19 protein-coding genes are annotated in these 18981 nt (G+C 69.5%); 11 read left to right on the forward strand and 8 right to left on the reverse strand.

Going from position 1 to position 18981, the window contains the following annotated elements; genetic code table 11:
* Nucleotides 1-9 precede the first annotated feature (9 nt).
* From ACFVKT_RS10020 to ACFVKT_RS10035, 4 genes are all read left to right on the forward strand, one after another.
* A complete protein-coding gene (locus ACFVKT_RS10020) occupies nt 10-1074 on the forward strand; it encodes an NAD(+)/NADH kinase (protein ID WP_385729495.1) in 1065 nt (354 codons plus the stop codon).
* Between the two features lie 69 nt (nt 1075-1143).
* A complete protein-coding gene (locus ACFVKT_RS10025) occupies nt 1144-1599 on the forward strand; it encodes a MarR family winged helix-turn-helix transcriptional regulator (RefSeq protein WP_385729497.1) in 456 nt (151 codons plus the stop codon).
* Nucleotides 1596-2528 carry an ABC transporter ATP-binding protein gene (locus tag ACFVKT_RS10030; RefSeq protein WP_385729499.1) on the forward strand — a complete coding sequence of 311 codons (933 nt, stop codon included), beginning with the start codon at nt 1596-1598 and terminating at the stop codon, nt 2526-2528. Before ACFVKT_RS10025 ends, ACFVKT_RS10030 begins: the two co-directional genes overlap by 4 nt.
* Nucleotides 2488-3348 carry an ABC transporter permease gene (locus tag ACFVKT_RS10035; protein WP_385729501.1) on the forward strand — a complete coding sequence of 287 codons (861 nt, stop codon included), beginning with the start codon at nt 2488-2490 and terminating at the stop codon, nt 3346-3348. Before ACFVKT_RS10030 ends, ACFVKT_RS10035 begins: the two co-directional genes overlap by 41 nt.
* A 27-nt stretch (nt 3349-3375) precedes the next feature.
* Here ACFVKT_RS10035 and ACFVKT_RS10040 read toward each other — a convergent pair whose 3' ends face one another.
* On the reverse strand, nt 3376-3558 hold the full coding sequence (locus ACFVKT_RS10040) for an antitoxin (protein WP_385729503.1): 183 nt from the start codon (nt 3556-3558) through the stop codon (nt 3376-3378).
* A gap of 211 nt (nt 3559-3769) precedes the next feature.
* Between ACFVKT_RS10040 and ACFVKT_RS10045 the strand changes: the two genes are divergently transcribed.
* Nucleotides 3770-5431 (forward strand): MFS transporter, encoded by a 1662-nt coding sequence (locus ACFVKT_RS10045; RefSeq protein WP_385729505.1) that lies wholly within the window; start codon nt 3770-3772, stop codon nt 5429-5431.
* Here ACFVKT_RS10045 and ACFVKT_RS10050 read toward each other — a convergent pair.
* Nucleotides 5422-8163: a SpoIIE family protein phosphatase gene (locus ACFVKT_RS10050; RefSeq protein ID WP_385729507.1), complete on the reverse strand. Its 2742-nt coding sequence runs from the start codon at nt 8161-8163 to the stop codon at nt 5422-5424. The two genes, ACFVKT_RS10045 and ACFVKT_RS10050, sit on opposite strands and share 10 nt — an antisense overlap.
* A 180-nt stretch (nt 8164-8343) precedes the next feature.
* On the opposite strand from ACFVKT_RS10050, the gene ACFVKT_RS10055 reads away from it, so the two are divergent.
* From ACFVKT_RS10055 to ACFVKT_RS10070, 4 genes are all read left to right on the forward strand, one after another.
* Nucleotides 8344-8580 (forward strand): DUF6296 family protein, encoded by a 237-nt coding sequence (locus tag ACFVKT_RS10055; protein WP_385729509.1) that lies wholly within the window; start codon nt 8344-8346, stop codon nt 8578-8580.
* A 47-nt stretch (nt 8581-8627) separates the two neighbouring features.
* A complete protein-coding gene (locus tag ACFVKT_RS10060; protein ID WP_385729511.1) occupies nt 8628-9338 on the forward strand; it encodes an AAA family ATPase in 711 nt (236 codons plus the stop codon).
* A 95-nt stretch (nt 9339-9433) separates the two neighbouring features.
* Nucleotides 9434-9628, forward strand: a complete 195-nt coding sequence (locus tag ACFVKT_RS10065; protein ID WP_385729513.1) for a hypothetical protein — start codon at nt 9434-9436, stop codon at nt 9626-9628.
* Nucleotides 9628-9936 (forward strand): hypothetical protein, encoded by a 309-nt coding sequence (locus ACFVKT_RS10070; RefSeq protein ID WP_384382930.1) that lies wholly within the window; start codon nt 9628-9630, stop codon nt 9934-9936. The genes ACFVKT_RS10065 and ACFVKT_RS10070 overlap by 1 nt, the downstream gene beginning before the upstream one ends.
* A gap of 39 nt (nt 9937-9975) precedes the next feature.
* On the opposite strand, the gene ACFVKT_RS10075 is transcribed toward ACFVKT_RS10070, so the two are convergent.
* The 5 genes from ACFVKT_RS10075 to ACFVKT_RS10095 form a co-directional block, all read right to left on the reverse strand.
* Entirely contained in the window at nt 9976-10596 is a 621-nt protein-coding gene (locus tag ACFVKT_RS10075; protein WP_385729515.1) for an L-threonylcarbamoyladenylate synthase, read from the reverse strand.
* A gap of 131 nt (nt 10597-10727) precedes the next feature.
* Entirely contained in the window at nt 10728-11093 is a 366-nt protein-coding gene (locus ACFVKT_RS10080; RefSeq protein ID WP_385729517.1) for a cupin domain-containing protein, read from the reverse strand.
* Between the two features lie 111 nt (nt 11094-11204).
* Nucleotides 11205-11840, reverse strand: coding sequence for a DUF1345 domain-containing protein (locus ACFVKT_RS10085; protein WP_385729519.1), 636 nt, complete (start codon nt 11838-11840; stop codon nt 11205-11207).
* A gap of 58 nt (nt 11841-11898) precedes the next feature.
* Complete coding sequence (locus ACFVKT_RS10090) at nt 11899-13437, reverse strand: metallophosphoesterase family protein (protein WP_385729521.1); 1539 nt, start codon at nt 13435-13437, stop codon at nt 11899-11901.
* Between the two features lie 139 nt (nt 13438-13576).
* The gene (locus tag ACFVKT_RS10095) at nt 13577-14728 is read right to left on the reverse strand and encodes a S1 family peptidase (protein WP_385729523.1); all 1152 of its coding nucleotides are present in this window, start codon (nt 14726-14728) and stop codon (nt 13577-13579) included.
* Nucleotides 14729-15027: 299 nt separating this feature from the next.
* Between ACFVKT_RS10095 and ACFVKT_RS10100 the strand changes: the two genes are divergently transcribed.
* A complete protein-coding gene (locus ACFVKT_RS10100; protein WP_385729525.1) occupies nt 15028-15675 on the forward strand; it encodes an HD domain-containing protein in 648 nt (215 codons plus the stop codon).
* Nucleotides 15663-16667 carry a GlxA family transcriptional regulator gene (locus ACFVKT_RS10105; RefSeq protein WP_385729526.1) on the forward strand — a complete coding sequence of 335 codons (1005 nt, stop codon included), beginning with the start codon at nt 15663-15665 and terminating at the stop codon, nt 16665-16667. Before ACFVKT_RS10100 ends, ACFVKT_RS10105 begins: the two co-directional genes overlap by 13 nt.
* Nucleotides 16668-16674: 7 nt before the next feature.
* On the opposite strand, the gene ACFVKT_RS10110 is transcribed toward ACFVKT_RS10105, so the two are convergent.
* Nucleotides 16675-18720, reverse strand: coding sequence for a SpoIIE family protein phosphatase (locus ACFVKT_RS10110; RefSeq protein WP_385729528.1), 2046 nt, complete (start codon nt 18718-18720; stop codon nt 16675-16677).
* Nucleotides 18721-18981: the final 261 nt, after the last annotated feature.

The raw sequence follows: 18981 nt of genomic DNA on the forward strand, positions 1-18981 counted from the left end.
GAGGTTTCCATGGCCGTACAGCGCGTGGGCCTGGTGATCCACATGGGCCGCCCGGCCGCCAAGGACGTCGCCCGCACGGTCCACGAATGGTGCGACGCCCACGACATCCCCTGCACCGACATCGATGTGTGGGCCAAGGACCACCAACGCCTCGGCGGCCGGGCGGAGGCACAGGCGGCGGGAAACCCCGACCTCGTGGTGACCCTCGGCGGCGACGGTACGTTCCTCAGAGGGGCGCGGATCGCGCTCAAGAGCGGGGCAAGCGTTCTGGGCGTCGACCTGGGCAAGGTGGGCTTCCTCACCGAAGTACAGGCGGGCGACGTCGGCGAAGCACTGGAAGCCGTCCACCACGGCCGTGCCACCGTCGAGGAACGCATGACGCTGACCATGCGCGCCTCCCGGGCCCTGGAGATCCCCGAGAGGATGGAGGCTTTGCTGCGCTACGGCCGCGGCCCCGCGCTCCCGCCGCCGCAGGTGCGCCCCGAGACCACCGAGGGGGAGGGCTGGGGCCTGGCCCTCGACGTCCTGGCCCTGAACGACGTCGTCGTGGAGAAGCTGGCCCGGGACCACCAGGTGAGCCTGGGTGTCTACCTGGCGGGCCGCCTGCTTGCCTTCTACTCGGCCGACGCCGTCGCGGTCGCCACCCCCACCGGCTCCACCGCCTACTGCTTCGCCGCCGGCGGCCCGATCCTCTCCCCGCACATGGACGGGCTCGTCTTCACCCCGATCGCGCCCCACATGACCTTCAACCGCAGTGTCGTGGCCGCCCCCGACGAACCCGTGGCACTGCGTGTCCTGCCGCACTCGGGACAGGCAGCGGTCAGTGTCGACGGCCAGCTGCGCGGGGTGCTCGACCCCGGTGACTGGATCGGCGTCTTCCGCGCCCCGCAGCGAGCGCGCCTCATCCGTCTGCACCCCACCGACTTCTACGGCAGGCTCCGCGACAGATTCCGGCTCACCGACGCACCCGCCACGGCGACGGACGGAGAACCGGCGCCGTTCTTCCGGCCCGACTCACCGGTGCCCTCGGACCTCGCCCACCTGCGACTGCCCCCGCCACCCACGGCCCGCTGAGCCCACTGCTTACCTCATCTTGACCCTCCCTTTCCCAAAATACCTCTGACACAGAGCTATCGTCGAAGCGTGGAGTCAGAGAGCTTTCCCGAGGCGCTTGCCGACACCCTGGCCGGAGTGCAGAGGCTGATCAGGCGGCGGCTGCGCAGCGGCACGAACGCGCCGCACCTGCGCGGTGCCGAGATCGGCCTGCTGCGTCTGGTCGTGACCCGGCCCGGCGTCGGTGTGTCGGAGGCCGCCAAGGACCTTTACCTGGCGGGCAATTCGGTCTCGACGCTCGTCAACCAGCTCGTCCGGCAGGGCTTTCTGATCCGCGAGACGGACCCCGCCGACCGGCGGGCCGCGCGACTGCTGCCCACACCGGCGGCCGAAGAACGGCTGCGCGACTGGCGAGAGCGGCGCGCCGCGCTCGTACGCCGGCAGGTGACCCGTCTCGACGAGGCCGACCGCGCCGCACTGGAGGCAGCCCTCCCGGCCCTGCGCAAGCTGGCGGCGAACCTGCACGAGGAGGCCGAGGAGACATGACGCGCGACACGACCGGAAGGGCAGACCCCGTGCAGCAGGGGAGCACTGTGAACGGCGAGGAGGCACGCGCCGACGACATACGGGCCGTGGCAACCGATCCCCGTACGGACGCCGTCACCTGCTCCGCCCTCACCTACGCCTTCGGCGAGACGACCGCGGTCGACGCACTCGACCTCTCCGTCCGCGACGGTGAGGTGTTCGGCCTGCTCGGCCCCAACGGCGCCGGCAAGACCACGGCCATCCGCTGCATCACCACGCTCCTGCCGGTCCCCGCCGGCATGGTCCGCGTCTTCGGGCACGACGCCACCCGCGAACGTATGCCGGTACGCCGCCTGTTGGGCTATGTACCGCAGCAGCTCTCCGCCGACTCCGGGCTCACCGGCCGGGAGAACGTGGAGCTGTTCGCCCGCGTCTTCGACGTCTCGCGCAAGGAACGCGCGGCACGCGTGGAGCAGGCGCTCGCGGCGGTCGACCTCTCCGAGGTGGCCGACCGGCTCGCAAAGACGTACTCCGGAGGCATGGTCCGCCGCCTCGAACTCGCCCAGGCACTGGTCAGCGCGCCCCGGCTGCTGATCCTCGACGAACCGACGATCGGCCTCGACCCGATCGCCCGGACCAGCGTGTGGGACCACATCAACGCCGTACGCGCCGCCACCGGCATGACCGTCCTGGTGACGACCCACTACATGGACGAGGCCGATCAGTACTGCGACCGCGTCGCGCTGATGCACCAGGGCCAGATCCATGCCCTCGGCACCCCCGAAGAGCTGAGGAGGGGCCTCGGCGAACGGCGTGGAACCACGAATCCCGGCGAACTGCCCACGCTGGAGGACGTCTTCCGCGACATCGCGGGCAGCGGCCTCGACGAGAAATCAGGAGACTTCAGCGATGTCCGAAGCACCCGCCGTACCGCGAGCCGTGTCGGCTGACCTCGTCCGCCCGGCCGGCCTCGACCTGCTCCTCGTACCGCCGCAGGCCCGTACCGGCTGGCGTGTGCTGCCCGCCCGGGTCGCCGCGATGTGCGCGGTCGAGCTGCAGAAGATCCGCCACGACCGCACCGAGTTGTACACGCGGGCGATCCAGCCGGCACTGTGGCTGCTGATCTTCGGCGAGACCTTCACCAAGATCAAGGCGATACCCACCGGCGGCATCCCCTACATCGACTACATGGCGCCGGGCATCATCGCGCAGTCCGCGATGTTCATCGCCATCTTCTACGGCATCCAGATCATCTGGGAGCGCGACGCCGGCATCCTGACCAAGCTGCTCGTCACTCCGACCCCACGGTCTGCGCTCATCACGGGCAAGGCCTTCGCATCCGGGGTCAAAGCGGTGATCCAGGCGGTCGTGGTCGTCCTCATCGCCGCACTCCTCGGCGTCGGGATGACCTGGAACCCCCTTCGCCTGCTGGGCGTTGTGGTCGCCGTCATCCTGGGATCGGCCTTCTTCTCCTGCCTCTCGATGACCATCGCGGGCATCGTGCTCAGCAGGGACCGTCTGATGGGCATCGGCCAGGCCATCACGATGCCGCTGTTCTTCGGCTCCAACGCCCTCTACCCGGTGGACATCATGCCGGGCTGGCTCCAGGTCGTCAGCAGGATCAACCCGTTGAGTTACCAAGTGGACGCGCTGCGCGGGCTGTTGCTCGGCACGCCCGCCCACCTGGCACTCGACTTCGGCGTTCTGACCGTGGCCGCGGCTCTCGGCATCTGGTCCGCCTCGGCACTGCTGGGCCGCCTGGCCCGTTGACAGCGGCCAGGGCAACGGCCGCGCGCCCTACCGGTTGTCTTCGGGGCGCGTACCGAACTGGTCCCTCAGCTTGTCCTGGCCGGTGTCGACCTGACCGCTGTACTTGCCCTGGGTCTTGTCGTCGATGGCGTCGCCCGCCTTGTCGATGCCCTTGTCGGCCTGCGCTTCGTGGCCCTTGAGCATGCTCTTCAGCTTGTCCATTACGGACATGATGGTGTCCTCTCGCTCTTGCCCCCACGGCCCCAGTGTTCCCGTGGAGCGGTGTCCCCGCATCTCAGCGCCGCGGGAAGCGGCGGCCGCCCCGCCCCGGGCATGATCGATTGGTGGGGTCGGGTACACCGCACTAACGTCGGTGTAGTGAACGTCCACGTTCACTTCTGACTGAGACGCAGGACATCAGACTGAGACGCAGGACATCCTCATGACAGGCGCTCAGACGACACCCACCGAGCCTGCCGAATCCCCGGAGCGGGGCAAAGGCAGCGGTATCGCACTCCTCGTCATCGCCTCGTGCCAGCTGATGGTGGTCCTCGACATCACCATCGTGAACATCGCACTGCCGCACATCCAGACCTCGCTCGGCTTCTCGACCGAGAACCTGTCCTGGGTGATCAACGCCTACACGCTGACCTTCGGCGGTCTGCTGCTGCTCGGCGGGCGGCTGGGCGACATCCTCGGCCGGCGCAGGGTCTTCATCTTCGGCGTGCTCCTCTTCGTGTTCGCCTCACTGCTCGGCGGACTCTCCCAGGAATCCTGGCAGTTGCTGGCAGCACGAGCGCTCCAGGGCGTCGGCGGCGCCATCGCTTCGCCCACCGCCCTGTCGCTGATCACCACGACCTTCCGTGAAGGGCCCGACCGCAACAGGGCGTTCGGCGTCTTCGCGGCCGTCTCGGCGGGCGGCAGCGCGATCGGGCTGCTCGCGGGCGGCGTGCTGGTGGAGTGGCTCGACTGGCGCTGGGTCCTCTTCGTCAACGTGCCCATCGGCCTGCTGATCGTGCTCGCGACACCCCGCTACATCCGCGAATCCGAGCGCCGACCGGGCCACTTCGACCTCCTCGGCGCGCTCACCTCCACCCTCGGCATGGTGCTGCTGGTCTACGGCTTCATCCGCGCCTCGGAGGAGGGCTGGAGCGACAGTGTGACCGTCGTGGCCTTCGTGGCCGCGGTCGTGTTCCTCGCCCTGTTCATCATCACCGAGCGCCGGTCCAGGCAGCCCATCACCCCGCTGTGGATGTTCCGCGACCGCAACCGCGCCGGCGTCTACGCGATGATGCTGACCCTGGCCGCCGCGATGTTCGGCATGTTCTTCTTCCTGACCCTCTTCGTGCAGAACATCCTGGGCTTCAGTCCGCTGCGCGCCGGCCTCGCCTTCCTGCCGGTGAGCGTGATCATCGCGATCGGCGCGGGGTTCGCCTCGCAACTGCTGCCCAAGTGGGGCCCCAAACCGTTCATGGCGGTCGGCGCGATCCTGGCCGCCGTGGGACTCGGCTGGCTGACGCTGACCGATGTCGACAGTACGTACGCGGGCAGCATCCTCGGCCCCATGCTGGTCTTCGGCTTCGGTATGGGCCTGCAGTTCGTGTCACTGACGCTGATGGCCGTGTCCGGCGTGGCACCCCAGGATGCGGGAGCGGCCTCCGGGATCCTCAACGCCACCCAGCAGGTGGGCGGTTCCCTCGGCCTGTCGGTGCTGGTCACCGTCTACGGAACGGCCAGCCGCAATGAGGCCACCGATCAGGTCGCCCGGTTCATGGCGGACGCGAGCCCGGCCCAGCGACTGGAGTTCCGCAGGACGGGCCAGCTCCCGAAGCCCTGGAGCGACCAGGTGCTCGCCTCCGGTATTTCCAGCTCGTTCATCGTCGCCGCCATCTTCGCCGTCGTGGCCGCACTGGTCGCTCTGATCGTCATCCAGGTGCGCCCCGACGACCTGGAGCGCCTCCAGGGCGGCGCTGGCCTGCCGCTCGCCCAGTCCGAGCATGCCTCGGAAACCCTGGCCGAAACGGGGCCGAGGACCGCCATGGAGCCCGCGTCCGAGCCGGACGCGGGTGACGGCCGGCCTCCTCCTGCGGGCCCTCAGGCCTGAGCGTCGGAAGGCAGCGGCTGCTCGGTCCAGATCACCTTGCCCGTGGGGGTGTAGCGGGTGCCCCAGCGTTCGGAGAGCTGCGCGACAAGGAACAGCCCGCGTCCGCCCTCGTCGGTGCTGGCCGCGTACCGCAGGTGGGGTGAGGTGCTGCTGGCGTCGAAGACCTCGCAGATCAGACTGCGGTCGCGCAGCATCCGTACCCGGATCGGTCCATTGCCATAGCGGATCGCGTTGGTGACCAGCTCGCTGAGTATCAGCTCGGTGGCGAACACCATGTCGTCCAGTCCCCATAGGGCGAGCTGCCGGGTGACCGACGCACGCAGCTCACCGACGGCCGCCGGGTCGGCCGGCACCTGCCAGTCGGCGATCCGGTCGGCACCGAGTGCGTGGGTGCGCGCCACGATCAGCGCGATGTCGTCGCTCGGCCGGGCCGGGAGCAGGGCGTCCAGAACGACCCGGCAGGTGTCCTCCGGTGACCGGTCGGCCCCCGCCAGGGCGGTGCGCAGCATCTCAAGACCCACGTCGATGTCCCGTTCCCGGTCCTCGACGAGCCCGTCCGTGTAGAGAACCAGCCGGCTGCCCTCCTCCAGCACGAGATCGACCGTCTCGAACGGCAGACCACCGAGACCCAGCGGCGGACCGGCGGGCACCTCGGGGAACTCGACGCTCCCGTCGGGAAGGACCAGCGCCGGCGGCGGGTGGCCGGCCCGGGCGGCGGTGCACTTCCGCGAGATCGGGTCGTAGATCGCGTATAGGCAGGTGGCACCCGTGATGGCGCCGCCGCTGTCCTCCGCGTCCTCGTCCTGGTCGATACGGCTGACCAACTCGTCGAGGAGTCCCAGCAGTTCGTCGGGCGGCAGGTCCAGCGCCGAGAAGTTGTGCACGGCGGTACGCAGCCGCCCCATCGTGGCCGCGGCGTGCAGCCCGTGCCCGACGACATCGCCCACGACGACGGCGACCCGGCTGCCCGACAGCGGCAGTACGTCGAACCAGTCACCGCCCACCCCCGCCTGCGCGGGGAGATAGCGGTAGGCGATGTCCAGGGCGGTCTGCTCGGGCAGGTTTCGCGGCAGCAGACTGCGCTGCAGCGTCACGGCCATGGTGTGCTCGCGTGTGTAGCGGCGCGCGTTGTCGATGGACACCGCGGCACGGGCCACCAGTTCCTCGGCGAGAGTCAGATCCTCCACGTCGAAGGGCTCCGGCTTCTCGGAACGCCAGAACTGGACCACGCCCATCACCAGCGGGCCCACCCGCAGCGGGACGGTGATCAGCGAGTGGATTCCGTACTCGACGACCTGCGCGGAGCGCTCCAGGTCCTGGGCGTGCCAGCCGGTGGCCTTGCTGAGGTCGGGTTCGACGAGGGACTGGCCCGTGCTGAGGGTGCGGGCCTGCGGTGAGGTGGCCACGAAGGTGATCTGTTCGCCTACCGGGTAGAGGGGTGCGTCCTCGCGGATTCCGCTGGACGCCGTGCGGCGCATCCTGCCGATCGTCTCCGGCTCCTCGCCGCTGTGCACGGCCTCGGCCAGGTCCACGGTGACGAAGTCCGCGAACCGCGGCACGGCCACCTCCGCCAGCTCCTCGGCGGTACGGGTGACGTCCAGGCTCGTGCCGACGCCCACACCGGCGTCGTACAGGAGTTTGAGGCGTTCGCGTGCCACCTCGGCCCTGCCGGACAGCGCCCTCAGCTCGGTCGAGTCACGCAGGGTCGCCACGCTGCCGGACGGGCCGCCCTCGAAGTCCGTCAGCCGCTGGTTGACGGCAAGGAGCCGGTCTCCGACCAGATGCACCTCGTCGGTGGCGACCCGTCCCGAGGCCAGCAGGCCGGCGATGTCCGAATCGAGGCCGAGGTCCGCGAGCAGCCGCCCGTCGGCGTCCTTGGGCAGGTCGAGCAGCCGGTGCGCCTCGTCGTTGGCGAGCAGCAGCCTTCCGTCGTCGCTGATGATCACGCCCTCCCGGACGGCGTGCAGCACCGCGTCGTGGTGCTCGTACATCCGGGTCATCTCGTACGGGCCCAGGCCTCGCGTCTGGCGCAGCAGCCGTCTGCTCACGAGTGCCGTCCCGGCCGTGGCCAGGGCGAGGGCGGCGGCAGCCGCGGCCAGCAGGAGCGGCAGCTGCCGGTCCGCGACACCGCCCACGTTCGCCGTGGTGATTCCGGCCGACACCAGGCCCACGACCGATCCGTCAGGCGCCTTGACGGGAACCACGGCCTGTACCAGCGGCCCGATGGTCCCGTTGATCTCCTCGGTGATGGAGTGGCCGGCCAGGGCCTGGGAGATGTCCCCGACGAACTTCTTTCCGATCCGGTCCGGGAGGCGGTGGGTGTAGCGGATCCCGTCGGTGTTCATGACGACGATGAAGTCGACCTTCGTCGCCTTGCGCGCGGCTTCGGCGCGCGGCTGGAGCACGGCCGTGGGGTCGGGGGAGCGCAGCGCCTCGACCATGCCGGGCGAGTTGGCGAAGGTCTCGGCGACGGCGAGCGAACGGTTGTGCGCCTCCACCGTGCTGTCATGCCGTACCTGGAGGACCAGTGCCACCACCGCGGACACGACCAGCAGCAGCACGATCACCACCTGCAGCATGAACACCTGACCGGCGACGCTGCGCCCGCTCACCGCCGACCACAGCCGCCCGTACGGCTTCCGGGGCGTCCCGCCCTGTGGCCCCCGCGGATGGAGTGGTCTGTGGGGTGTCCGGGCCGACTGAGCCCGGGATCGACCCATTAGTCGGACCATGTGCATATGTCTACACTGCCCGGCGCCCGGAGGCGAGAGGCGTCACCCGTTGTGACAGAGACAGCTGCGCCGCGGCGAGGCCGCTGCGCAGCTCTGCCGGGTTCGTCCGGCTGCATCATGGAGGTGGGTCTATTTGGGATCATTTGTCTCTCGGGGCTGTCTCAAGCGCTGGAGGTCGTCATGGAAACCACGGACCGCTACCGGCTGTCGTTCACCCACCAGCGACCGGATACGGACACCACGACCGATGAGGTGATCGTCGAACGGACCGACACCGTGGGGCCGGGTGGCAACCCGGTCTACTGCGATCCCACCGGCATCCTCCGCGCCGAGATCAGCCCGACGGGGGAGGTGCGGATGCTGGCCACCGGCGCCTATCAGGCACCTACGGCGCCCTCAGCCGAGCCACTGCCCTGAGGGCCGGTGCCCCTCGGCATGTCAGTGCGGTGGGTGACACTGGGCCGGTGATTGTCGAACGTGCGTATGCCCACCTCTCCTCGTACGACCAGGACACCTGGCCGTGGTCGGTGCCCTGCGTACGGCAGCTGCTCGACGAGGGGCTGCGCTTCACCGCGCCGGTGACCTTCCTCGTCGGGGAGAACGGCTCGGGGAAGTCGACCCTGGTCGAGGCGCTCGCGGAGGCGTTCGGCCTGGACTCCTACGGCGGCTCCCACGACTGGCGCTACGCCTCCCAGCGCGGAAAGTCGGTGCTCGGCGAGCGGGTGAGGTTCGACGCGGCACCGCGCGGGCGCCGTATGGCCTCCAGCTGGTCGGCCCGCAAGGGCTTCTTCCTGCGGGCCGAGACCGCGCTCGACGCCCTGGGCAGGGAGGGTTTCTCGCCCGAGTCGGTGAGCCACGGCGAAGGCTTTCTGGCCGCGTTCCGCGGCAAGTTCCTTCAGGCCGGGCTCTATGTCCTGGACGAGCCGGAGGCCGCCCTCTCCTTCTCCTCCTGCCTCGAACTCATCGGGCACATCGACCGGTTGACCAAGGAGGGCGGCCAGGTCATCTGTGCCACCCACTCCCCACTGCTGACCGCCCTGCCGGGCGCGGACATCGTCGAGGTCGGCGAGCACGGCATGCGCAAGGTCGCCTGGCAGGAGCTCGGCGTGGTGGACCACTGGCGCCGCTACCTCGCCGATCCGCACGCCTATCTGCGGCACATCGTCGAGCCGTAGAGGTCGATTCGCCGCCGGCCACGGACCGGCGGAGACGGCGCGCTCTCCTTGGCGGCACTGGCGGTGGCTGCACATGTGCCACTACATTTGGCTGCATGAGTGTAGTCACCGTGCGGATCCCCGACACCATGGACCACGCGTTGCGCGCCGCCGCCGCCGACGCACCCTCGCTGAACGCCTACATCGTGCAGGCCGTACGCCGTCAGATGACGCTCGACGCCGCCCGCAAGCTGGCCGCCGTCGACGCCCATGGCCCCCTCGATCTCAACGGCGAGGGCGACGCCCTGTGATGATCCGCAAGGGTGACGTGTGGGACGTCGACACCGGCAAGGGCACCCGCACGGTGCTGGTCGTCAGCCTCGACGGGCTCGCCGACGCGTACGGGGCTGTGGTCGCGCTCGTCCTGCATGCCCCGGCCGTGCACCCCGACACCGCCATGAGCGTGCGCCTGGCCGCCCCCGTGGAGGCGTCGGTCGTCGCCGTCAACCTCGTTCAGCTCTCGGCATCCCGCTTCGAGACGGGGACCCCGCACGGCAACATCGGCTCCGAACAGCAGGCGCTCGTCGACAACGCACTCCGCGCGGTCCTCGACCTGTGAGCGCCGGGCGTGTGCGACGGCGCCCGCCCCGAGGCCGGACTACTCGAACCGGGAAGGGTCTCCGGCTCCCCGGCGTACGATCTCGGCTTCCCCGCTGGAGAAGTCGATGACCGTCGTCGGCTCGGTGCCGCAGTCACCGGAGTCGAGGACGGCGTCCACCACGTGATCGAGTTCCTCCTTGATCTCCCACCCCTGGGTCAGGGGCTTGTCCTCGCCGGGCAGGAGCAGGGTGCTCGACAGCAGCGGCTCGCCCAGTTCGGCGAGGAGCGCCTGGGCCGCGACATGGTCGGGGATCCGGACGCCGACGGTCTTCTTCTTCGGGTGCAGCAGCCTGCGCGGGGCCTCCTTCGACGCCGGGAGGATGAAGGTGTAGCTGCCGGGGGTCGACGATTTGATCGCCCGGAACACCGTGTTGTCGAGGTGCACGAAATGGCCCAGCTGCGCGAAGTCCTGGCACATCAGCGTGAAGTGGTGGCGGTCGTCGAGCCGACGGATCGCGCGGATCCGGTCGAGCCCCTCCCGGTTGCCGAGCTGGCACCCGAGCGCGAAACACGAGTCCGTCGGATAGGCGACGAGACCTCCGCCGCGGATGATCTCAGCCACCTGGCTGATGGTGCGCGGCTGCGGGTTGTCCGGGTGCACGTCAAAGTACTTGGCCATACGTCGAGCTTAGGACCGCGGAGGCGCCGTCACCGACCGCCTCCGCAGCTGTGCCCCGTTGTCCCGTCTTCCGCGGGCGGGGCAACTCACTTCGCCCACCACGCGATGGCGGGCGGTCTTGTGAGCCTGTGCTATCCGTCCGACGCCTTCGCGTACTCCCTGGCCATGCCTCCGGCGAAGTCGTACACCACGGCCTGTTCGTCTCCCACGACCCACGCGTCGTGTCCGGGCGGGACGACGAACACGTCGCCCGGTCCGACCTCGCTCTCGCCGCCGTCGTCCATGCGGATATGCATCCGTCCCTGGACGACATAGCCGTTGTGATGGACCTGGCAGCTCTCGGTTCCCGCGATGGGTGCCACGGACTCGGACCAGCGCCAGCCCGGCTCGAAGGTGCCCACGGCGAAGTCGAGCCCGGTGAGGTGCACAGCTTCGAGGTGACCGCGAGGGAAATCCCGCCGCTCATCCGGCTTGTCGACCGTCTTGACCTCGATCATGACGGCTCCCTTCACATCAGAACCCCTGCATACCATCGTCTGCCTGTCCACCTGAGGGCGCCATTCGGGGTAATGGTGCCGGCCACCGTGGAGGCTCCGGGCCGCTGTCGGTCAGACGCTCACGATCCCCACCACGACGTTGATGACCGTGGCGAGAATGCTGGTGCCGAATACGTACGACAGCAGAGTGTGTCTGAGCACGATCGAGCGGATCCTGGAATTCGAGACGTCGGTGTCGGAGACCTGATAGGTCATTCCGAGGTTGTAGCTGAAATAGAAGAAGTCGCGGTAGGAGGGCGGCTGGTCGGAGTTGAAGTCGATTCCGCCGTTGTCCTCGTAGTACACGTAGGCGTAGCGGGCGGCGTAGTTCAGGTGCAGGGCGGACCAGGCCAGGAATACCGCGCACAGGGCCGTGACGGCCGCCGCCTGGCCGTCCTCGGCCTTGCTGCCGCGCACCAGCAGGAGCACGATCGCGGACAGCCCGCACAGGGCCACCGCGACGACCACGATCTCGTCGGTCACGGGCCGGAAGTCCTCGCGCCGCGCGTTGCGGCGGGTAGCGGCGGCGTCCATGGGCCACAGCACCAGCCAGCCCGCCACAACGAAGAACAGTTCCGTCGCGGCGATCCCCGCCAGCAGCCCCAGAAAGACGTCCGTCTGCAGTCCTACGGCCACACCGCCCCCGGCACCGAGGACCACCGAGCCCGTCAGGCGTGGCACGGCGTCCAGGGGAAGCTTCATCTTCATACACGGCCACGTTAGCCCTGCTGCCGCAGGTGAGCCCGGCGGCCCCGTGACTTCGGGATCACACCGTGCGGCGCCGGAGAGGAATGGTCACCTCGTCCTCGACGGGCGGATCCAATTCCTGCCGGCGGTTCCCCGTTGCGGAGAAGCAGCGCAGCCGGATGGAGTCCGGGGTGACGTCCAGACGTAGGAAGCACTTGAAGAAGGGCGGGCTGTACGTCGCCGAGCCGGGCGAGAACAGCTGGGTGTAGGTCTTGCGCACCGGGAGGCGGAATCGCGAGGTGGGACCGGGGCGGCGGCCGGCGCCCAGCAGGCTCGCCACGAGGCGGGTGCGCGGGGTGACCTCGGCGGGCTCACCCCGCTCGCGGGTCGGGCGGATTCCGAGGCGCTCGGCGATGACCGCCCTGGCCTGGGCCTCGGTGAGCGTGAAGAAGCGACGCAGGTGGAGGCGGCGACCGTAGAGCCTGCTGTAGAAGGCGAGGGAGTCACCGCGCAGCGGGTAGCAGCGGAAGTCCTCCTCCGGGACTCCGGCGACCTCGGTGGCCGAGACGGGCGGGATGGTGTGGGTGGCGTGCATGAACGCCCCGCCGCCGCCCGCGACCACGTACTGGATGACGCGACTGTCCACCCGTACCGGATAGCGCTGGTAGTTGTGGATGTCGCCCCCTATCGCGGCGACGTAGTGATGCCCGGGATCGCGCACGATGTCGTCGACGGTGCCGCCGCCCTCGATGGGGCAGGGGTGATGCTCGGCATCGACGTACAAGGGCGTGCCGGTGATGAGGATCTTGGGGGTGTCTCCCTTGGACACCTCACGCAACCAGCGGCCCTGCTCGGCATCGACGGTGCCCAGGAGCCCGGTGTCGATTCCTATGATGCGCACCGGTCCGGCATCGATGGCCCAGTACGGGCCTGGCTGGACGGCCTGTTGGGCGGGCGCCGAACGCATCTTCCGCGCCTCGGCGAGACGTTGCTCGTCGGGCGTGGCAGGTGTGTGCCACAGCAGCGACCGCAGCCAGGCTCTCGACAGCAGGCGCGGCCCGGCTTGCGGTGCCGATGCCGATTCCGGCGTCGGCGGCGTCGCGTCGCAGAACTCGCGCATGAAGGCCCGGAGGTCTTCGTACCAGTCGTGGTTGCCCGGTATCGCGTAGATGGGTGCCTGGTAGTCCCTGAACGGGCGGTAGAACTTCGTGCCGTAGTCGTCGGCGCCGCCGACCGGATAGACCACGTCACTGGCGAGTACGGCGAACCTCGTGTCCTGACCGACCCTCAGAAACCCTGGGACCACGGCGTATTGAGGGTCGTCGCCCTCGCCGGTGTCGCCGATGACCATGAAGGAGAACTCGTCCGGATCATCGCGCCGGATCACCGCGTCGGCGGGCGCCCCGGCGGCCCTCCGTGCCTCCACCCACTGATTGCGGGTGCGGCCCGTGGGGTCCCCGAACCAGGAGGCCAGCACGCCGTTGCGGGCGGGCCACAGCGTCTTCGGGTTGAGCCACGAGAGTTTCTCCACCCGGTGTGGCATCAGTGCCTTGTAGTCGCCGAGTTCCGGCGTCCCCCAGCCGGCGCCCTCGGAGGTGTCGCGTGATGAGTCGGACATTTGTGAACCGTAACAACGGTCTTGTGACAGGTGAGGGGCGGGGACGGTTCGAACCGCATACCTCGGGGGGCGGGGCTTCGTGGGCGGGTGCCTCGCCGTTCCGGCACATGGCGCGTGCCGGAACGGTCCTGACCACCGATCAGGCGGTGTGCAGGGTCAGCCCGTAGCGGCTGAGGATCTCGTTGATGGGCTGGAACCAGATTTCGCCGCCGCTGCTGCAGTTGCCCCAGCCGCCGGAGGTGACGCCCTGGGCCTGGTCGCCGCTGATGAAGGAGCCGCCGGAGTCGCCGCCTTCGGCGCAGACGTTCGTCTTCGTCATCTGGCGCACGGCACCCTGGCTGTAGTTGACCGTCTCGTTCTTGGCGAGCACGGTGCCGCAGTGCCAGTGGGTCGTCGAGCCCGAACGGCAGATGGAGGCGCCGATCGGGGCCTCACCCGAGCCGCGGACGAGCTGGTCGGAGACGGTTCCCCAGCCCAGGACCACGGGCGCGGTCCACCAGCCGCTGCCGACGTTGACCCAGGCGTAGTCGTTCTCGGGGAAGGAGGAACCCTGGAAGTTGCCGATGTAGCTGCCGTCCCAGCCGCTCACACCGGCGCTGGGCTGTCCGCAGTGTCCGGCGGTGACGAAGCCCCCGTACACGGAGAAGCCGATGGAGCAGCGGACGTTGCCCGTGTAGTACGGGTCTCCGCCGACGGTCCCGGCAGCGAGGGTGCGCGGCGTCCGTCCCGTCTCGTCGACCGTCACCGGACCGGCCTGGCGCGCCTGGGCCACGAAGGCCCGGACATCGTTGTCGTTCTTCTGAGCGGCGACCACGTCGACGACGACCGAGCTGGTCCTGGGGTCGACATGCCAGCCGCTGACGCCGGCGGGGGCGTCGAGCTTGTCGATCCGCGCCATGGCGGCGTCGAGCTGCCGCTCGCTGTGCTCGACGAGAGTGACGCGGGCGCCGGTGGCCTCGACGGCTTCCCGACGTGCGTTGTCGGTGATCGCGACGGTGAGCTTCCCGCTCTCCGCCTCGAACCACGACCCGCCGTACGAGCCGCCTGCGGCACGCTCGGCCGCGCGCTCGACGGTACGGGCCGTCTCCTCGGCCTTGAGCCGGGCGGTGGCCTGAGTCTCGGTCAGGCCCAGGTCCCGTTGCATGGCGGTGATCAGGCCCGCTGACGCCGGGGCTTTTTTCGCGGTGGTGGGGGTCTCGGCGGCGGATGCCTGGGTGCCGACACCGGCGGCCACGGTGCTCAGGAGCAGGGCTGCGGACAGACAGGATCGCAGAACTGTCTTGCGTCTCAAGGGAGTTGCCTTTCGTCGTTCCGGTCGTGGGGTAGGGGAGCGGAAGGGCAGGGTGAGAGCGCTCTCTGGAACGTGCGTCGATGACGGTAGCCGGTGATTGTGGGCAGGTCCATGCCAAGAGCAGGGATTGTTGACCTGCAGCTCCGACAGGAGATGTAGCTGCGTACGGCATGTGTGTGTCCGTATCTGTGGGTTGTCTGTCTCTGCTGCCGTGGCGCCGCGCCGCCGATCCGACGAGGCTGGATTGTGTCGCCGGACGGACCGGCAGCGGCAACGAGCAAGAAGTGCGGGTGAAGGAAATGACCACAGACTCCAACCCGGTCGCCGGGGTGAGCGTGCCGGACACCAAGCTGGCCAGGGAAGCGACCGAACTGGTCAGGGACACCACGAGCGACCTCGTGTACCACCACTCGCGCCGCGTGTATCTGTTCGGCGCGCTCCAGGGCGGCAACCGCGACCTGAGCTTCGACCCCGAACTCCTCTACTTCGGCGCGATGTTCCACGACCTCGGACTGTCCGAGCGCTTCCACTCCAGCGGACGTCGCTTCGAGGTGGACGGAGCGGACGAGGCCCGCCGCTTCCTGCGCACGCACGACGTGCCCGAGGACAGCATCCGCCGCGTGTGGACGGCGATCGCCCTGCACACCACGCCCGGCATCCCGCAGTTCATGGAACCGGAGGTGGCCCTGGTGACGGCGGGCGTCGAGTACGACGTCCTGGGCATCGGCTACGAGGACATCTCCGCCGCCGACCGCGCCCGCATCGTCGCCCTGCACCCCCGGCCCGACTTCAAGAACCAGATCCTCGGTGCCTTCACCGACGGCATCAGCCCCAAGCCGGAGACCACCTTCGGCAACGTCAAGGCCGACGTACTGGAGCACTTCGTACCCGGCTTCGAGCGGGGCGACTTCGTCCGCACCATCCTGGACTCTCCGTGGCCCGAGTGACCCCCGGCGTCTTCGGCACCGCGGCCCATGTCGTCGCGGTGCTGGCCTTCGACGGCGTACAACTGCTGGACGTCACCGGCCCCGTGGAGGTCCTCACGACGGCCAACGCCTACGGAGCCCGCTACGACGTGCGCCTGGTGTCCGTCACCGGAGCCGACATCCGCACCTCGGCGAACGTGCGGATCGGCGTCGACGGAAGCTGGGACGAAGTCCCCGCCCGGCTCGGCACGTTGATCGTCCCCGGCAGACGTGAATGGCGGCAGGCGGTCGCCGACGGAGGCCTGGTCGGCGCCGCCGTGGACCTCGCGGGACGTGCCAAGCGGGTCGCCTCCGTGTGCGCGGGCGCCTTCGTGCTGGCGGAGGCGGGAGCGCTCGACGACCGCCGGGCCGCGACCCATTGGCAGCTCGCCCACGAGTTGGCAGTCGCCTACCCCAGGGTGACGGTCGAGACGGATCCGCTGTTCGTACGGGACGGCAACGTCATCACCTCCGCGGGCGTCACCTCGGGCATCGACCTCGCCCTGGCCCTCGTCGAGGAGGACCACGGCCCCGACATGGCCCGCGAGGTCGCCCGCGAACTCGTCGTCTTCATGGCGCGCCCCGGCGGCCAGTCCCAGTTCAGCGCCCGCCTGACGCCACGGGACGCCACCCACCTGGTCGTCCGCCGCGTCATGAACCTGGTGGGAGCCGACCCCGCCGCGGCCCGCGACCTGGACGCGCTCGCCCGCGGCGCCGGAGTCAGCACCCGCCACCTCAGCAGACTCTTCCGCGCCCAGACGGGAATGACCGTCGGCCAGTACGTCGAGTCGGTACGCCTCGAAGCCGCACGGGCCCTGCTGGAATCCGGCACCGACACCGTCGACATGGTCGCCGAGGAGGCGGGCTTCGGGTCGGCGGAGTCCATGCGCCGGGTCTTCCAGCAGGCGCTGGGCGTCTCACCGACGGCGTACCGGGCGCGCTTCCGTACGACGGGCAGCGCGGTGGAGGCGTGAGCGGCCGTCAGTCGCGTGTGCGGGCCAGCAGCAGGGCTACATCGTCGTCGGGCTCGGGGCGCAGTGCGTCCAGCAGCATGTCGCTGGTGCGCTCCAAGGACAGCCGGCTGCTCTGCAGGAGCCGTGTCATCGTGTCCAGGCCCGCGTCGATGGGCTCCGTACGGTTCTCGATCAGACCGTCGGTGTAGAGGGCGAGCAGTGAACCCGGGGGCAGCTCCACCTCCATGGTGCCGAAGGGCACGCCCCCGACGCCCAGGGGCACGCCGCCGGGGATGTCGAGCAGTTCCGCATCGCTGTCGGGACGGATCAGCACCGGCGGGAGGTGACCGGCGCTGGACAGCTCGCAGGTGCCCCGCCGCGGGTCGCACACGGCGTAGACACAGGTGGCGATCGTGTCGCCGAGAGAGCCCGCGATGTCGTCGAGGTGGCCCAACAGCTCGGCGGGAGACGGATCGAGCCGCGCCAGGGCGCGGGTGGCGGTGCTCAACTGGCCCATGACCGCGGCCGCTTGGACACCTTTGCCCATCACGTCACCGACGATCAGACCGGTCCGGCCCCGGCTCAGCGGCAGCACGTCGTACCAGTCCCCGCCGACCTCGCTCAGGGCGGGCAGATAGCGGACGGCGATGTCGAGTCCGTCGTGGTCCACCGGAGTGCGGGGGAGCAGGCTGCGCTGGAGGGTGAGCGCGGCGCTGCGTTCGCGTCCGTAGAGCCGGGCGTTGTCGACACAGATCGCCGCGCGCGCGGCGAGCTCCGAGGCGAGGATGCGGTCCTGTTCGTCGAACGGCCGGGTGTTGATCGTGCGATAGAGGCTGAGCGTGCCCAGCACCTCGCCCCGAGCGACCAGTGGGACGGCCAGATAGGAGTGGACGCCTGCCATCCGCAGGGTCTGAGCGGCGTGCGAGTCCCTGGCGATGCTTCGCATCATGGCCGAATCCACGTGTTCGACCAGGATCGGCCTGGCTTCCCTGACGCACTGGGTGATGATCCGCGTCGAACTGTAGGTGGCCAGCTCGCCTACCGGGTCGGCGGCGTGAATGGCGTCCGTGAGGTATCCGGCCGCCACGGCCAGCGCCCGGAACTCGGCCTGGGCGTCTCCGACGACCGCCGTGGTGGTGCCGTGGGCGACCACGGCTTCCAGTACGTCGACGGCGGCCAGGTCCGCGAGCTGCGGTACGGCCACGTCGGCCAGTTCCCGGGCGGTCTGCTGAAGATCCAGTGTGGTGCCGATGCGGGCACCGGCGTCCGCGATCACGGACAGGTGCTCGCGTGCCTGGGAGATCTCGGCCGCTGCCTGCTGCCGCTCCGAGACGTCGATGATGGACATCGCGAGGCCGAGTACGCGGCCCTCCGCGTCCTGGATGCGGTGGTACGACTCCGAGTACGCGCGCTCCTCGGAGTCCGCCGGCGTCCTGCCGACGGACTGCTGGTCCAGCAGCGGCCTGCCACTGGCCAGCACAAGACGCATGCGCGACTCGATGGCCTCCACGTCGAGACCCGGCAGCATCTCAGCGACCCGATGCCCGAGGACCGCCTCCTCAGGGAGGCCGTTGATCCGCTCCAGCGCCGGATTGAGACCCACCCAGCGCAGATCGTTGTCGAAGACGGCGATGCCCACCGGGGTCTGCTGCACAAAGCTGTGGGACAGGGCGAGGTCCCGCTCCACGCGCCGTACGGTGGTGGCGTCCGTCACCAGGCTCAGCAGGTGGATGCGCCCGTCCCTGTCGTGCAGTCGCATGGTGCGGAACTCGACGGGGCGTTCCGTGCCGTCCTTGTGCCGCATGGGGAAGACGCCCGCCCAGCGCGCTCCCGACCGCACCTGCGCGAACACCTGGCGCGCCCTTTGCAGGTTGTCGGCCGATACGAGGAGTTCGTCGGTGCGGTGGCCGAGGGCCTCTTCCGCCCGGTATCCGAGCAACTGTTCGGCCTCGGGGCTCCAGAGCACGATGTGCCCGTAGCTGTCGACCACGACGGCCGCGACCCTCAACAGGTCGAGCAGCCCTCCCGGCGCGGCGGTGACCCCGTCGTCGTTCCCGGTTGCGTACCCGTGCATTCCAGCCGCTCCTTCCGGCGCGGCACCATCGGCATCGCCAAGTTCCGCCCTTCCGGTTCTCCGATTACGTCACACCGTGCCCCGGAGGGCAACAGCTGAACCACGGGGCAGCCCTGAAACCGCAGGTCGCGGGCGTGAGGCCAGGATTCCCCGATATCTCGCCCACGGCCGTACGGGTGACCGCCCGTGCCGTCCGAAAACGTACCTCTGCGGCTCGCGCCCGGTCAGACACTTTCACCGGTCATGGCCCTATGAACCTCG

Origin of the sequence: Streptomyces sp. NPDC127595 (assembly GCF_042671685.1) — a bacterium.
Taxonomy (GTDB): domain Bacteria; phylum Actinomycetota; class Actinomycetes; order Streptomycetales; family Streptomycetaceae; genus Streptomyces.

Excerpts from the sequence above, each read along its gene's own strand:
- ACFVKT_RS10020 (WP_385729495.1), top strand. The coding sequence starts at position 10 with ATGGCCGTACAGCGCGTGGGCCTGGTGATCCACATGGGCCGCCCGGCC.
- ACFVKT_RS10030 (WP_385729499.1), top strand. The coding sequence starts at position 1,596 with ATGACGCGCGACACGACCGGAAGGGCAGACCCCGTGCAGCAGGGGAGC.
- ACFVKT_RS10035 (WP_385729501.1), top strand. The coding sequence starts at position 2,488 with ATGTCCGAAGCACCCGCCGTACCGCGAGCCGTGTCGGCTGACCTCGTC.
- ACFVKT_RS10040 (WP_385729503.1), bottom strand. The coding sequence starts at position 3,558 with ATGTCCGTAATGGACAAGCTGAAGAGCATGCTCAAGGGCCACGAAGCG.
- ACFVKT_RS10045 (WP_385729505.1), top strand. The coding sequence starts at position 3,770 with ATGACAGGCGCTCAGACGACACCCACCGAGCCTGCCGAATCCCCGGAG.
- ACFVKT_RS10050 (WP_385729507.1), bottom strand. The coding sequence starts at position 8,163 with ATGGTCCGACTAATGGGTCGATCCCGGGCTCAGTCGGCCCGGACACCC.
- ACFVKT_RS10055 (WP_385729509.1), top strand. The coding sequence starts at position 8,344 with ATGGAAACCACGGACCGCTACCGGCTGTCGTTCACCCACCAGCGACCG.
- ACFVKT_RS10065 (WP_385729513.1), top strand. The coding sequence starts at position 9,434 with ATGAGTGTAGTCACCGTGCGGATCCCCGACACCATGGACCACGCGTTG.
- ACFVKT_RS10070 (WP_384382930.1), top strand. The coding sequence starts at position 9,628 with ATGATCCGCAAGGGTGACGTGTGGGACGTCGACACCGGCAAGGGCACC.
- ACFVKT_RS10075 (WP_385729515.1), bottom strand. The coding sequence starts at position 10,596 with ATGGCCAAGTACTTTGACGTGCACCCGGACAACCCGCAGCCGCGCACC.
- ACFVKT_RS10080 (WP_385729517.1), bottom strand. The coding sequence starts at position 11,093 with ATGATCGAGGTCAAGACGGTCGACAAGCCGGATGAGCGGCGGGATTTC.
- ACFVKT_RS10085 (WP_385729519.1), bottom strand. The coding sequence starts at position 11,840 with ATGAAGATGAAGCTTCCCCTGGACGCCGTGCCACGCCTGACGGGCTCG.
- ACFVKT_RS10090 (WP_385729521.1), bottom strand. The coding sequence starts at position 13,437 with ATGTCCGACTCATCACGCGACACCTCCGAGGGCGCCGGCTGGGGGACG.
- ACFVKT_RS10100 (WP_385729525.1), top strand. The coding sequence starts at position 15,028 with ATGACCACAGACTCCAACCCGGTCGCCGGGGTGAGCGTGCCGGACACC.
- ACFVKT_RS10110 (WP_385729528.1), bottom strand. The coding sequence starts at position 18,720 with ATGCACGGGTACGCAACCGGGAACGACGACGGGGTCACCGCCGCGCCG.